The sequence below is a fragment of the Cupriavidus sp. 2SB genome (assembly GCF_005503625.1).
Taxonomy (GTDB): Bacteria; Pseudomonadota; Gammaproteobacteria; order Burkholderiales; family Burkholderiaceae; genus Cupriavidus.
The window spans coordinates 72,442-86,803 of sequence record NZ_SCMX01000025.1 but is presented as its reverse complement, the minus strand read 5'-3'; the positions used below and the strand labels follow the sequence as shown (position 1 = coordinate 86,803).

Sequence of the window (14,362 nt, the reverse complement as noted above, 5' to 3'; positions counted from 1 at the left end):
TGAGTGACACTTCCTTCCACGGCATGGCAGGTCTCCCAAAAGACACTGCCAGCCAGTCTAGATGTGTTACCCATGTCTCCGAACAGGTGTTACCTATGTGTCCGGGCTATACACCGCGTTGCGGGAGAGGGGAGCTAAATAATCACTCCACCCGCAGCGAGCGTAGGTCGCTCTTGCGGATCAACTGAAGCAGGGTTTCGGCCGGGCGTGTCAGGCGCCGTGCGGCCAGTGTGATGAATTCCACGTCGGGCAAGGCGGGCAGGGCGTCGACGTTGACGGGCGGAACCAGTCCGCCGCCGGTCAGGTTCTGCGCACGCACCGTGATGCCGAGTCCGCCCCGTGCAGCCGCGATACAGCCCGAATGGCTGCTGCTTGTGCAGACGTTGCGCCAGCGCCAGCCGGCCGCCGCCAGCGTATCGAGTACCACCGAGCGCGTGACGCTCGGCTCGTTGACGAGGATGATCGGCAACGGTTGCCCCACATCCACCACGGTGCCGGGCCGCGCCAGCCACTCCAGTTGGCCACGGAACAGCGGCACGCCGCGCCGCTCTCCCTCGCGTCGCTTGCCGACGATCAGGTCCAGCGTGCCGGCTTCAATCCATTCATAGAGCTTGCTGGTCATGCCGATGGTGATTTCCAGTTCCACGTCGGGATGGGAGGCGCGGAAGGCCGCCAGCACGTTGGGCAGCGGGCCTTGCGCCAGATCCTCGGAACAGCCCAGACGCACCCGGCCCTGCAGCCGGGGCCCGCTGAACTGCTGCTCGGCACGGGCCAGGCTTTCGAGGATGAGGCGGGCGTGCACGAGCAGCGCTTCGCCATCGGGCGTCAGCGAGAGCGAGTGCGTATCGCGCACAAACAGCCGGCGATTGACGCTCTGTTCCAGGCGGCGGATATGGTCGCTGACTGACGACTGCGAGAGTCCGAGCTGGCGCCCGGCCTCGGTGAAACTGTGCGCAGTGGCCGCCGTGGCGAACGTCTGGATCCAAACGGGATTGAGCATCGGCGCATTGTCATCGGATTTCCCGATGACAGTCAATCATCGCAGAGGGGTTCCCGATGGGGTGCGGGGTGCGTACCATGCTTCCATCGATCCGGGATAACCCGGACCCGCAGTCCAGATACCTGCCCCATGCCGCACGCTCCAGCTTCCCCAGCCACATCCAACAACGCCGCCTTCTCCCAGAAGGCCATGCTGTGGATCGTCTTTGCCGGCTTCTTCATGCAGACGCTGGACACCACCATCCTGAACACCGCGCTGCCCTCGATGGCACATAGCCTGGGCGAGAAACCGCTCGACATGAAGCCGGTGGTGGTGGCGTACACGCTGACCATGGCGCTACTGACGCCAGCCTCGGGCTGGCTGGCCGATCGATTCGGCACACGGCGCGTCTACTTCAGTGCCATCCTGATTTTCGTGCTCGGTTCCGTGTTCTGTGCGGGCGCGCAATCGCTGACGCAACTGGTGATCGCACGCGTGCTGCAGGGCATCGGCGGATCGATGCTGCTACCCATCGGCCGGTTGGCCGTGCTGCGCAATATCCCGGGCGAGCAATACATCGCCGCGCTCGCCTTTGTCTCCGTGGCCGGGCAAGTGGGGCCGATCTTCGGGCCGGTGCTGGGCGGCTGGCTTGTGCAGAGCGCCTCGTGGCACTGGATCTTCCTGATCAATGTGCCGGTGGGTTTGGTCGGACTGTTCGCAGTACGTCGCTACCTGCCCCAGGGCGAGGCCGGCGCGGCGCCCCCGTTCGACTGGATCGGGTGCGGCCTGCTATCGCTATGCATGGTCACGTTCTCGCTGGCGCTGGAACGCGGCACGTTCAATGCGTGGACGGTGTTGCTGATGGTGGTGAGCGTGGCGAGCGCGCTGCTCTATATCCCCCATGCACGCCGGTACACGACGCCGCTGTTCCGGCTCGCGCTATTCCGCGAACCCAATTTCAGCGTGGGCCTGATCGGCAACCTGATCTGCCGCATCGGCTCGGGCGCGGTGCCGTTTCTGCTGCCGCTGCTGTTCCAGCTGCAACTGGGCTACTCGCCGTTCCACTCGGGGCTGATGCTGCTGCCGGTGGCCATTGCCGGGGCCATCTCCAAACGCTGGATCGTGCCGCTCGTGAACCGCTTCGGCTACGACACCTTCCTCATGGTCAACACCGTGATCGTGGGTGTGTCGATGGCATCGTTCGCAGCGATGTCGCCAGGCTGGCCGCTGGCCGCGTCGATCTTCCAGCTGGCCGTGTTCGGCGGCGCCAACTCGATGCAGTTCGCCGCGATGAACAGCGTGACGCTCAAGGGCCTGACCCGCGAGGATGCGGGCAGCGGCAACAGCCTGTTCTCGATGGTGCAGATGCTGGCCATCGGCCTGGGCGTAACGATTGGTGGCGGGCTGGTGAGTGTGTTCTCTGCCGAGTTCGGCGTGGCCGCACCGGCTTATCGGCTGGCCTTCCTGACCGTGGGCATCATCACGCTGCTCTCGGCGCTGGTGTTCCGCAGGCTCGACGCGGAACGTCTCAATCCAAAGAGCGTGAAGCGGGTGGTGGAGGCGGGGTAAGTGCTTGGCTCCTGTAAGGAAAAGCAGCCGTTTTATCCGGAATTATTCCGATTTGGATAATTTATGGAAATCGGAATAAAAGCGAATAAAACGAGTGTGGCCCTGATGGAACGTGCATCTACTTCGCGCAACTTCCCCTCAACTCTCCGGATCGACCCCATTCTCCCGCAGCATCCGCTCGCATTCGTCGAGCATGTCGTGGGCAAAGGCGGATTGGTAGTTGGGGTCCAGCGCTTCCATCATTTCGTGGGACGCATAGAGGCCGGCTTCGCGCGAGAGCGTCTCGGCAAGCTGGCGCGCCAGTTGGTCGCTGAGATCGGAGAGCAGGCGCCGCTCGGCCAGCGCCAGTTGCAGCTTCGAGCGCGACAGCCAGTTGCCGGCCAGCGTGGCGCCCTGGGCTTCGGTCATCAATTGGCCGTGTTCGTAGTAGGCCGACAGCCGTTCGGCCATCAGCGCGAACATCAGCGCCTTGCGGGTGTTGAAATCGATGCGGGGCGGGGGCGAAGCCGGAATCATTGCAGCCGTTCCTTGAGCCAGCCGCCGATATCGGCAATTTCTTCCATGCAGACCGAGTGGGCCATGCGGTAGGTGTGCCAGGCCACGGGCTGGCCCTGCGCGGTCAGGTGGTCGCGTGCGCGGGTACCCAGTGCCAACGGAACCACACCGTCCTCGGTGCCGTGCGCCGCGAAGATCGGTGTGGCGGCGTTTGCCGGTGCAACATGCTTGGCAATCAGCGCGGTGGACGGGATATACGTAGACAGCGCGATCACGCCGGCCAGCGTCTCCGGGTGGGTAAGCGCCGTGGTGTAGGCAATGGCGCCGCCTTGCGAGAATCCGGCCAGTACGATGCGATCCGACGGGATGCCACGCGCATTTTCGCGGGCGATGAGCGCGCGGACGGCTTCGCACGATTTCCAGATGCCGGCCTCGTCAGCCTGCCGCCCCGCGTCATCGAGCGAAAGGATGTCGTACCAGGCTGGCATCACGTAACCGCCGTTGCAGGTCACGGGAATGGCGGGGGCGTTGGGAAAGACGAAGCGGATGGCCGGCGTCGTGGGTAATCCGAGTTCCGGCACCACCGGCACGAAATCGTTGCCGTCGGCGCCCAGGCCATGCATCCAGATAACAGCATGCGTCGGGTTGGGCGCGGTTTCGATTTCAATCGCGGGTAGCAGGTTGCTCATGGCCGGTTCTCGGATTCGGAAAGGCGGCCAGTATCGCACAGGCCCCCCGCGCGGGCGGGGGGCCGTGCATCCATACACGCGTCACGCAGCGCGCATCACGCTGCGGAAGGCACGATCGGAATCGTGGCGAGGCCCGCAGTGGCACGGGCCGGTTGCGGCGCCTGCAGCGTCGGCGCCTGAGGCGCGGAGGACGCGGCGGGCAGGGTGGTGCGGCGGTCGGCTACGCCTTCCACGCCCACGGTTCCCACTTCTTCGAGGAAGGCGATCATGTTGCGGTAATAATCGACTTGCATCTGCGCTTCAAGCAGGCGGCGTTCTGCCTGGAAAAGCGTCAGCCTCATGTCTTGCAGTTCCTTTTCAGCGATCTTCTCTGGCGTCGGCGGACTGAACAAGTTTGCAAGCGAACGCATGGCATATACCTCCCGGGGCTGTCTACGGCGGTGATTCATTCGGTTTGTGCGCCATGCGGTCAAATATAGACGATCCGGCGCACGGTACACGATGGGTCACCATGACCGATGTGGGGTCCCCCACAGGGCTGATTGCGGGTCACGCGAAGCTGAGGTAGATTGATCGCCCATCTGGCCAGGCCCGGCGATCCGCTGCGCCTGGCCTTGTCTTTTTTACACTGCGGGCCCGGATGGATTTGCCGATTGTGGCGAAACGTGCTGCCAACGCTGCAAAAGCGCCAGCACGGACGGTGATTTGTAGCATCGGCAAAAAAACCACATGGGGCAGATACCGATCCCTCGCCACGCGATGTGCCACACGAGCGTTTGATTTTCGGGAGCGCCGGGGTGACCGGACGATAACATCCGAATCCATTGCCATTCCCCGCGACAGGTAGAATCGGGCGCCCCCATGCCTGGCTCCTGTCACTTCGTCCGTCTCGTGCTCCCGTTCCGCGCTTTCCTCCGTCGTCCGTTGCTGCGCCTGATTTGTCTGGCGTGGTGGCTGCTGGTCTGCTCATCGGTCGTACAGTCGGCACCCATCCGCGTGATGGTGATGACATCGCAAGGGCATTTGTTGCCTGCGGCTGAAGCATCGTTTCGCTCGACGCATGGCAACGATGTCGCCGAATTCACGTTCGTGACCGGTACGCCCGACGCGGCGGCACTGGCGCGCGCCGATGTTATCGAAGCGTGGTTCGTGCCCGCTGCCACATTGCGAAAGGTGGCGCCAGCGGTCCGGCAGGCGCAGGCCCGTGGCGCGACGGTGTTGGCTTCCCCTGCGCAGAATGCGGAAGAGGCATGGGGACTCCGCATCAACGCTGCAGCGAACTCGGCGACACAGGAATACTGGGATGCCGGGGGCGTCGACAATCTTGCCGCATGGATGGCCTATGTCGTGGCCGCGCGTCAGCGTGAGGTGGGGGCGACGCCGATTGCGGTGCCCCCGGTGCGTCCCGCCCCGACCGCTGGCATCTACCATCCGCGTGCCCCGCAGCCGTTTGCTTCGCTGGCCGATTATCTGCAGTGGTATCGCACGCAAGGGCATCTGCGCGCCGAAGCGCCGCTCGTCGGCATCACGTTCTACGCCACCAGCTATCGCCAGCGCGATCTCGCGCATATCGATGCATTGGTGGAGGCATTGGAGCGGCAGGGCATGGGCGCCGTGCCGGTCTTTGGCTGGCCGGTCTCGTCACTCGATACGCTGCTGACTGTCGATGGCAAGACGCCGCTGCGTGCGCTGCTGGCGCTGAATCTGACCATCCCGCGTGCGCAGGACAAGGATTGGCTGACACGGCACGGGCTGCACACAATCAATCTCGTTGCCACGCGTGACAGTGCATCGGCATGGCAGGCCGATGTGCGCGGCATCGCGGGCGAGCGCCTGCCGTTGCTGCTGACTGCTCCCGAACGCAGCGGCGCCACCGAGCCGATGCTGTTCGCGACGCAGGAATCGCACGAGGGTGTGCGTGCCAGTGCAGCCGTGCCCGAGCGCGTCGACGCCATCGTGGCGAGAGTGAAACGCTGGATCGCGCTGCAGGACACACCCGTCGCGCGCAAGCACGTGGCGGTGCTCTACTACAACAACCCGCCGGGACGCGGCAACATCGGCGCGAGCTATCTCGCCACGCTGCCCACGCTTGAACAGATCCTCAAGCGACTGCGTGCGGCCGGCTACACCACGGGCGATGCCTTGCCCGATGCCGCCTCGCTCGCGGCGCTGCTCGATGCCAACGGACGCAACATCGAGACATGGTCCCCTGGCGAGCTCGATCGCATGGTCCGGGCCGGGCACGTCAAGCTGGTGCCGATGGCGCAATACCGCCGCTGGTTCGACACGCTACCCGCCGCATTCCGGCAGTCGGTGCTGCGCGCATGGGGGCCGCCCGAACGCAATCCACTGATGCTCGCTCGCGACGCCAGCGGTGCACCGGCATTCGTCGTGCCGGGTCTGTTCTTCGGCAATGTGTTCGTCGGGCCGCAGCCGCTGCGGTCCACGTTCGCCCGCGCCATGGACGACTTGCACGACACCATCACACCGCCTCCGCATTCCTATCTCGCCGCCTATCTCTGGTATCGCCATGGGTTTGGCGCCGATGCCGTGATGCACGTGGGCCGTCACGGCACGCTGGAATGGCTGCCCGGCAAGCAGGTGGCGCAGTCTGGCGATGATGCGTCGGAGGTGATTCTTGGCGATCTGCCGAACGCCTACCTCTACATCCAGGACGGTGGCGGTGAAGCGATCCAGGCCAAGCGTCGCAGCGCGGCCGTGCTGGTCAGCCACCTCTCGCCGCTGCTGGCCAGCGCAGGGCAGCCGCCTGTGCTGGCAGCGCTGGATGAAGCCGTGGAACAGGCCGACGCCACGCGCGACAGTGCGCCCGAACTTTCGGCGCAGTACCGCAAGCAGGCCATCGAACAAATGCGTGCGCAGAAGCTCGATCAGCAACTGGGTCTCGATGCCAATGCGCCGTGGGAGCAGATCGAGCCCGTGCTGCATGCCTTCCTGCACAAGGTCGAGGCGGAGCCGATGCCGCTTGGCATCCATACGCTCGGCCAGGTGCCGGACACCGCCGACCAGACCGATGCGCTGGCCTTGCTGCTCGGCGCACAGGTGCGTGCCGATCGCTCGACCCTGCACGATTGGGCAGAAGCGGTCGTGGCGGGCCGTGATCCCGTGGCGCCAGACGATGCCACGCGCCGTGCGTTGGCGATGGGGCGGCAGTGGCTGGCCGATCTGCGCGCCTCGCCGCAGGCCGAAGTGGATGCGCTGATTACCGTGCTGTCCGGCCGCTACCTGCCCACCGGCCCGCTGGGCGACCCCGTGCGCGTGCCTGACAGCCTGCCGACAGGGCGCAACCTTCACGCCTTCGACGGCGCCAAGATCCCCACGCGCGCCGCCTGGGCACTGGGCAAGACGATGGCCGGCCAGACACTGGCGCGTTATCGGCAGGAACACGGCGGGCAGTGGCCTGAATCGGTCTCGATGGTGCTCTGGTACGGCGAAACGGAGCGGCATCAGGGCGCCATGGAAGCCGAGGCGATGTACCTGATGGGCGTGGAGCCGGTATGGAACGCGCGCGGCGATGTGGAGGACGTGCGGCTGATTCCCGATACCGAGCTGGGCCGCCCGCGCGTCAACGTGCTGCTGACCACCTCGGGCATCTACCGCGATGGCTTCGGCGACAAGATCGCGCTGCTCGACAAGGCTGCCCGGCTGGCTGCTGCCGCCGGAGAAAATGCAATTAGCCGCCAAGATAAGGCCGTGACAGCAGAGTTGGTCCGGCAGGGGGTGGATGCGGAAACGGCTGGCAAGGTGGCACGGGCGCGCGTGTTTGCGGCGAAGCCGGGCAACTATTCGATTGGTGTGCAGCAGATGGTGGAGCAGAGCCGCGACGCGCAGGGGGGCCCTGACGCGCTGGCGCACCAGTACCTGCGCTACATGAACTTCGCGTATTCGGCGGAAGGGTGGGGCGAATCGGCACCTGCCGCGCTGGCCAGCCACCTGAAATCGAATCAGGCCGTGGTGTTTTCGCGCACCAGCACGCTGTACGGTGCGCTCGATAACGATGACACGTACCAATATGCTGGCGGCCTGACCGCCGCCACGCGTGCCGTGACGGGCAGCGCGCCGCCGCTCTGGCTGCATAACCTGCGGCGCGCAGGCGAAACGCAGACCGTTGACGCACGCACGTGGCTGGCCACGGAACTCAACGCACGCCAATGGAACCCGAAGTGGATCACGGCGATGCAGCGCTCCGGCTATGCAGGTGCGCGCGAGATGTATCGCGAGGTGGAGCACCTCTATGGCTTCCAGGCGACAGTGCCCGAGCAAACGCCGGGCGCGTTCTGGCAGCGTACCTACGATGTATATGTGGCCGACAAACTCGGCCTGGGCATGCGCGCGTTTTTCCAGCAGGCCAATCCGCACGCGCAGCAGGGCATTCTGGCGCGGTTGCTCGAAGTGGATCGGCAGGGCAGCTATCGATTTACCGATGCCGAGCGTCGCGAGCTGTTGCGCCAGTACGCGGAGAGCGTGCGGCGCGATGGATTGTCGTGTACGGCCAATACCTGCGGCAATCCGGCGCTGATGGCGCATATTGCGCGCAGTGGCAAGGCGGCAGGGGTGGATTTGCGGGACGTGGGGAAAGCGCTGGCGGATGCGGTGGTGGCGCCGGGGCGGGTGGTGTCGAAGGCGAAGGAGGCTGCGCGTACGGCGCCGGTTGATGCGCTGGCGGCGCCTGCGGTGTCAGCCGAACAGCGTGTTACGGGGCAGCAATTGACACCACGTGAAGTGCGTGTGGCAAGGGCGCCCGCGCATACGAACTACGCGTGGCTGGCGGCGATGTTGGGGCTGCTGTTGATTGGATCAGGCGCGTTCGTGGCTTGGCGACGACGCGTTTAACTCTGCCGCTGGTTTGCTCCCCTCTCCCGCAAGGCGGGAGAGGGGCAGGGGGAGAGGGCTAGCGGTGCAATCACCAGCAAGTCGAAATTTGAACCGCATGCCCTCTCCCCCAACCCCTCTCCCACTACATGGGAGAGGGGAGCAAACCGGCAGGGCGGGCAAGGCCCCCCAAATAGACAGCCACCGCCAACCCCCGTATCCTGATCGCCTTCACAAATTCACCCGCCCCAGCCATGCAGACGTCCAGCATTCCAGCCACGATCGTTACGGGCGTTCGCTGACCCATGCATCTGCTGTCCACCCGGCCAGGCGGCTTCGTCGAGGACGATTCGATCGTCTTGCGCATCGAGCAGACGCCGGGCGATATCGTCGTCCTGAGTGCCGCTGACACCACGCTGTCGCTGCTGGCTGCTGCCGTGCCGCAACTCGGCGCAGACTATCCGAGTGTGCGACTGGCCAACCAGATGTACCTGCGCCAGCCGGCCTCGCTCGATCTCTATATCGACGAAGTTCTGCAGCATGCGCGTGTAGTGGTGGTGGATCACCTCGGCGGCGAGAGCGACTGGGCCTACGGACTGGAACGCCTGCCGGAACTCGCTCGCGCCCGTGGGCAACTGCTGGTGATGTTCTCGGGCGACCTGGCCGAGGACGACAACCTCGCGCGGCGTGGCAATGCCCCGCCGGAACTCTCGCATCAGCTCTGGCGCTATTTGCGCGAAGGTGGCCCTGGCAACGCGGAACAGTTCTTCCGCCACCTCGCCGGTCATGCCTATCCAGAACAGTTCACCGCACCCGCGCTACCCCCGCAAGTCCTGCCGCAAGCCGCGCTCTATCACCGCGACCATGGCGTGGCGACCGTGCAGGACTGGCAGCACGAATGGTCTGCACGCGGACTCGATGGTGCGCCGGTCGTGGCACTGCTGTTTTATCGCTCGCATCTGCAAGCCGGTAACACCGCCGTGTTCGATGCCGTGGCTGAGGCGTTGCTCGATGCTGGCCTCTGTCCGCTGCCGCTGGCCGTCAGTTCGCTGAAAGAGCCGCTGTGCCGCGAGGTGCTCCAGCGCCTGTGCGACGAACATTCGGTAGCGCTCGTCCTCAACACCACGGCCTTCGCCACGGCCTCGCTCGACAATGCGAGCGATAGCGATGTACCGCTCGCCAACGATGCTCCGGTGCTGCAGGTCATCCTGAGCGGCGGCAATCGCGAGGACTGGCTGGCCGATAGCCAGGGCCTAGGCACGCGCGATGTGGCGATGCATGTGGCGCTGCCCGAGGTCGATGGCCGCATCATCACGCGCGCCATCAGCTTCAAGGGGCTGGCGTGGCGCTGCCCGCATACACAGGTCGATGTCGTGCGCTATCAGCCCGATGCGGAGCGCGTGCGATTCGTGGTGGAGCTTGCGCATCGCTGGTGTCGCTTGCGCACGTTGCAGAACGATGAAAAGCGCGTGGCGCTGATCCTCGCCAACTATCCCGCCAGCGAAGGGCGCATCGGCAACGGGGTAGGGCTCGATACGCCGGCGTCGGTCGTGCGCATCCTGCAAACGCTCGATGCCGAAGGCTACACACTGGGTCCGCTTCCCGCCGATGGCGACGCATTGATGCGCGGCCTCACCCGTGGCGTCACCAACGATCTCGATCAGCATGCATGGCGGCCCGCGTTCCAGAGCCTGTCGATGGAGGACTATCGCGCATGGCTGGCCGAATTGCCCGAGGCCAATCGCGACGCCATCGCCGCGCGCTGGGGCGCGCCTGAAGCAGACCCCATGATGCGCGACGGTCGCTTCATGATCGCGGGCGTGCGCACGGGCAACGTCTTCGTCGGCATCCAGCCCGCGCGTGCGTATGGCGTGGACGATTACGCGAGCTATCACGATGCGGAACTCGTGCCGCCGCATGGCTACCTCGCGTTCTACTTCTGGCTGCGCCGCGTGTTCGCCATCGATGCGGTGGTACATGTAGGCAAGCACGGCAATCTCGAATGGCTGCCGGGCAAGAGCGTGGCGCTGTCCGACAGTTGCTGGCCCGATGCGATCCTTGGACCCACGCCGCATCTCTATCCGTTCATCGTCAATGACCCCGGCGAGGGCGCGCAGGCCAAGCGCCGTGCGCAGGCCGTGATCATCGATCACCTGATGCCGCCGCTGACGCGCGCCGAAAACTACGGTCCGCTGCAAGATCTGGAACGTCAGGTTGACGAGTACTACGAAGCACTGAGCATAGATCCGCGTCGCGCGAAACTGCTGCGTCGCGAGATCCTGCAATCCATCGTCAGCCAGCAACTGCACCGCGAGCTGGGCCTCGATGTCCCGGCCAGCAACGATGACGAAGACGCGCTGCTCAATCGCACCGACGCGTGGCTCTGCGAACTCAAGGAGTCGCAGATCCGCGACGGGCTGCATGTGTTCGGCCAGTCGCCCGAGGGACGGCAGCGGCGTGACACTTTGGCGGCGCTGGCACGCTTTCCGGTGGGGGATGGCGCCGAGGGCCGCGCGAGCCTGCTGACGGCGCTGGCTGCAGACCTGTCACTCGGATTCGATCCGCTCGATGCAGACTGGGCCGCACCGTGGACCGGTCGGCGTCCCGATATGCTGGCGGACATCGACGCAGGACCATGGCGCCATCATGGCGATACACGCGAGCGTCTTGAACTGCTGGCGCTGCATATGCTCGATGAAGACATCAGCACCGTGACAACGTCGATGCCGCAGACATTCGCCGTCCTCGCGCGATTGCGCAGCGATGTTGCGCCACGTCTCGACGCATGCGGCACGCAGGAACTCGCGCAACTCGCCAGTGGTTTGATGGGCCGCTTCGTGCCGCCGGGACCCAGCGGCGCGCCTTCGCGCGGACGTCCCGACGTGCTGCCCACGGGCCGCAATTTCTACTCCGTCGATACGCGCGCCGTGCCCACGCGCACCGCATGGACGCTGGGGCTGCGCTCGGCCAGCCAGTTGATCGAACGGCATCTGCAGGAACACGGCGAGTATCCGCGTGCCGTCGGGCTGTCGGTCTGGGGCACGGCGACGATGCGCACGGGCGGCGACGATATCGCGCAGGCCATGGCGCTGCTCGGCGTGCGGCCGAAGTGGGCACATGGCAGCCATCGCGTGGTCGATTTCGAGATCCTGCCGATGACCGTGTTCGACCGTCCGCGCGTGGATGTGACGCTGCGCGTCTCGGGATTTTTTCGCGATGCCTTCGCCAATCTTGTGTCGCTGTTCGATGCCGCCGTGCGTGCCGTGGCCGCGCTCGATGAACCGGAGGACGTCAATCCGATCCGTGCTCGCGTGCTGGCCGAGCAGCAGGCGCTGATGGCGCAGGGTGTCTCGTCCGATGCCGCAAAGGATCGCGCAAGCTGGCGCGTGTTCGGCGCGCGGCCCGGCGACTATGGCACCGGCCTGCAGGCGCTGATCGATGGTCGCCGCTGGCAGACCGATGCGGACCTCGCCGATGCCTACCTGCACGCGGGCGGCTTCGCCTACGGGCAGCGGCTCGATGGCGTGGCGGCGCACGAAACCTTCGCGTCGCGGCTGGCCGGCATCGACGCCGTGGTGCAGAACCAGGACAACCGCGAGCACGACATCCTCGACGCCAACGACTACTACCAGTTCCAGGGTGGTATGGTCGCGGCGGTGCGCCATCTCGGCGGCGCGCAGCCGGCGATCTATCACGGCGATCACGCCAATCCTGCCGCGCCGCGCGTGCGCACCTTGAACGAAGAAATCGCGCGCGTGATCCGCACACGCGTGGTGAATCCGAAATGGATAGACGGCGTGCGTCGGCATGGTTACAAGGGTGCGTTCGAGATGGCCGCAACCGTGGATTACCTGTTCGGCTACGACGCCACCGCGCGCGTGGTGGGCGATCACCAGTACGCGCTCGTGGCCGATGCTTATGTGCACGACGCTACCAATCGCGACTTCCTCGCCCAGCACAATCCGCGCGCACTGCAAGGCATCTGCGAACGCCTGCTGGAAGCGATGGACCGTGGCCTCTGGCAGGAACCGGGCGACCAGCGGGATCGCATCGAACACCATCTACTCGACAACGAACAGCGTCTGGAAGGACAGCCATGACAAGCCCGGCCCTGCGCCCGATTTTTCCGTTCAGTGCCCTCGTCGGGCAGGACGCGCTGCAACAGGCGCTGCTGCTGGCGGCCATCGATCCCGGCATCGGCGGCGTGCTGGTGACCGGCCCGCGTGGCACCGCCAAATCCACGGCGGCGCGTGCGCTGGCCGGACTGCTGCCGCACGGCCACTTCGTGACGCTGCCGCTCGGTGCCAGCGAGGAACAACTGACGGGCACGCTCGATCTGTCGCACGTATTGCAGCAGGGCGAGGTGCGCTTCCAGCCGGGGCTGCTGGCACGCGCGCACGATGGCGTGCTCTACGTCGACGAAGTGAACCTGCTGCCCGATCCGCTGGTCGACCAGTTGCTCGACGCCGCATCCAGCGGCGTGAACGTGGTAGAGCGTGACGGGGTATCGCACGAGCATCCTGCGCGCTTCGTGCTGGTGGGCACGATGAATCCGGAAGAGGGCGAGCTGCGGCCGCAGTTGCTCGATCGCTTCGGCTTGGCGCTGTCGCTGGGCAACTACGCGGACCCCGCCGCGCGTCAGGCCATCGTGCGTGCGCGGCTGGCGTTCGATGCGGACCCGGAAGCGTTCTGCGCCGCCGTGGCGCCGCGCCAGCGTGAACTGGCGACGCGTGTGGTCAGTGCGCGTGCATCGCTCGACGCGTTGACGTTCAGTGATGCCGTGCACGATCGCGTCAGTGCGCTCTGTCTGGCCGCTGCCGTGGATGGCGTGCGTGCTGACCTCGTCATGCTACGCGCCGCGCGTGCGCTGGCTGCATGGCAGGGCGCCAGCGCCATCGACGCAGGACATGTCGATGCCGTGGCCGAACTGGTGCTCCATCATCGCCGTCATGCCGGCTCGCCAGCGACGCAGCCTGCGCAGGACAACGCGCAGGCCGCACCGCCGCCATCGTCCCAATCGCCATCGTCAACAGACCCGTGGGGTGCACTGCCGCCGCCCCAGCCGAGTGCGATTGCCGATGTGAAACCGCTGAAGCCATTCGCCGGAGACCGCACCGCAAAAAAAGCCTGAGCCACCGGGCGCCCGGACCCGAGCGGGCCGGTGGCAATCGGTGGCAGGCGGCGCGTCCGGTATCGGCACGGCAAGCCACGCATGGTGCGGCACCGGGCGTGCGTGTGCATTGGCCGCGCACGCTGGCCGCGCGCCGCAACGCCGTGCTGACGCCCGCGCACTTGCGCTACCGTCGCACGGACCCGCGTGCGGGTGTGCTGCATTGCGTGGTGCTCGATTGTTCCGGTTCGATGGTCCATGGCGAACCCATGGCGCTGGCCAAAGGCGTGCTGGTGCGATTGCTGGAACGTGCCTATCAGTCGCGCGCCGATGTGGCGCTGGTCTGCTTTGCTGCAGGGCACGCCGAGGTGCGGCTGGCGCCGTCACGCGCGCAGCGCTGGAATGAAGACTGGATTCGGCCGATCAGTGGGGGAGGGGGCACGCCACTGACGCTGGGCCTTGCCCGCGCCGATCAGTTGCTGGCGCGCCAGGCCCGGGAGCGTCCCGCGCAGCAGCGCTGGCTATGGCTGCTGACCGATGGACGCAGCGCGGAGACACCGCCGCGTCCCGCATGGGCCGATCACGTCATGGTCGTGGATGTCGAGCGCAACGCCGTACCGCTGGGCCGCTGCCTGCAACTGGCGAGCGCGTGGGATGCGGACTACCGCACCGCCGAGGCGCTCGCCTGAT

The 14,362-nt window shown here is 65.9% G+C and carries 9 protein-coding genes; 5 read left to right on the top strand and 4 right to left on the bottom strand.

What is annotated here, in order from left to right; all coding sequences use genetic code 11:
* Positions 1-142: 142 nt before the first annotated feature.
* Positions 143-1,000 (bottom strand): LysR family transcriptional regulator, encoded by an 858-nt coding sequence (locus tag FFS21_RS14290; RefSeq protein ID WP_137925438.1) that lies wholly within the window; start codon positions 998-1,000, stop codon positions 143-145.
* 129 nt (positions 1,001-1,129) lie between these two features.
* Between FFS21_RS14290 and mdtD the strand changes: the two genes are divergently transcribed.
* The gene (gene mdtD / locus FFS21_RS14285; RefSeq protein ID WP_137925437.1) at positions 1,130-2,548 is read left to right on the top strand and encodes a multidrug transporter subunit MdtD; all 1,419 of its coding nucleotides are present in this window, start codon (positions 1,130-1,132) and stop codon (positions 2,546-2,548) included.
* A 138-nt stretch (positions 2,549-2,686) separates the two neighbouring features.
* Here mdtD and FFS21_RS14280 read toward each other — a convergent pair whose 3' ends face one another.
* The 3 genes from FFS21_RS14280 to FFS21_RS14270 form a co-directional block, all read right to left on the bottom strand.
* Positions 2,687-3,064, bottom strand: a complete 378-nt coding sequence (locus FFS21_RS14280; protein WP_137925436.1) for a hypothetical protein — start codon at positions 3,062-3,064, stop codon at positions 2,687-2,689.
* Entirely contained in the window at positions 3,061-3,732 is a 672-nt protein-coding gene (locus tag FFS21_RS14275) for an alpha/beta hydrolase (protein ID WP_137925435.1), read from the bottom strand. Before FFS21_RS14275 ends, FFS21_RS14280 begins: the two co-directional genes overlap by 4 nt.
* Before the next feature lie 95 nt (positions 3,733-3,827).
* Positions 3,828-4,142 carry a hypothetical protein gene (locus tag FFS21_RS14270; protein ID WP_137925434.1) on the bottom strand — a complete coding sequence of 105 codons (315 nt, stop codon included), beginning with the start codon at positions 4,140-4,142 and terminating at the stop codon, positions 3,828-3,830.
* 451 nt (positions 4,143-4,593) lie between these two features.
* Between FFS21_RS14270 and FFS21_RS14265 the strand changes: the two genes are divergently transcribed.
* The 4 genes from FFS21_RS14265 (at position 4,594) to FFS21_RS14250 (ending at position 14,361) form a co-directional block, all read left to right on the top strand.
* A complete protein-coding gene (locus FFS21_RS14265) occupies positions 4,594-8,583 on the top strand; it encodes a cobaltochelatase subunit CobN (RefSeq protein ID WP_137925433.1) in 3,990 nt (1,329 codons plus the stop codon).
* A gap of 284 nt (positions 8,584-8,867) precedes the next feature.
* A complete protein-coding gene (gene cobN / locus FFS21_RS14260) occupies positions 8,868-12,662 on the top strand; it encodes a cobaltochelatase subunit CobN (RefSeq protein ID WP_137925432.1) in 3,795 nt (1,264 codons plus the stop codon).
* On the top strand, positions 12,659-13,693 hold the full coding sequence (locus FFS21_RS14255; protein ID WP_137925431.1) for a magnesium chelatase ATPase subunit I: 1,035 nt from the start codon (positions 12,659-12,661) through the stop codon (positions 13,691-13,693). The genes cobN and FFS21_RS14255 overlap by 4 nt, the downstream gene beginning before the upstream one ends.
* A gap of 98 nt (positions 13,694-13,791) precedes the next feature.
* Positions 13,792-14,361, top strand: coding sequence for a vWA domain-containing protein (locus FFS21_RS14250; RefSeq protein ID WP_249359379.1), 570 nt, complete (start codon positions 13,792-13,794; stop codon positions 14,359-14,361).
* The last annotated feature ends 1 nt before the right edge of the window (position 14,362 follow it).

Bases quoted from the DNA above. Each gene is read 5' to 3' on its own strand.
- FFS21_RS14290 (WP_137925438.1), bottom strand. From the start codon at position 1,000: ATGCTCAATCCCGTTTGGATCCAGACGTTCGCCACGGCGGCCACTGCG.
- mdtD (WP_137925437.1), top strand. From the start codon at position 1,130: ATGCCGCACGCTCCAGCTTCCCCAGCCACATCCAACAACGCCGCCTTC.
- FFS21_RS14280 (WP_137925436.1), bottom strand. From the start codon at position 3,064: ATGATTCCGGCTTCGCCCCCGCCCCGCATCGATTTCAACACCCGCAAG.
- FFS21_RS14275 (WP_137925435.1), bottom strand. From the start codon at position 3,732: ATGAGCAACCTGCTACCCGCGATTGAAATCGAAACCGCGCCCAACCCG.
- FFS21_RS14270 (WP_137925434.1), bottom strand. From the start codon at position 4,142: ATGCGTTCGCTTGCAAACTTGTTCAGTCCGCCGACGCCAGAGAAGATC.
- FFS21_RS14265 (WP_137925433.1), top strand. From the start codon at position 4,594: ATGCCTGGCTCCTGTCACTTCGTCCGTCTCGTGCTCCCGTTCCGCGCT.
- cobN (WP_137925432.1), top strand. From the start codon at position 8,868: ATGCATCTGCTGTCCACCCGGCCAGGCGGCTTCGTCGAGGACGATTCG.
- FFS21_RS14255 (WP_137925431.1), top strand. From the start codon at position 12,659: ATGACAAGCCCGGCCCTGCGCCCGATTTTTCCGTTCAGTGCCCTCGTC.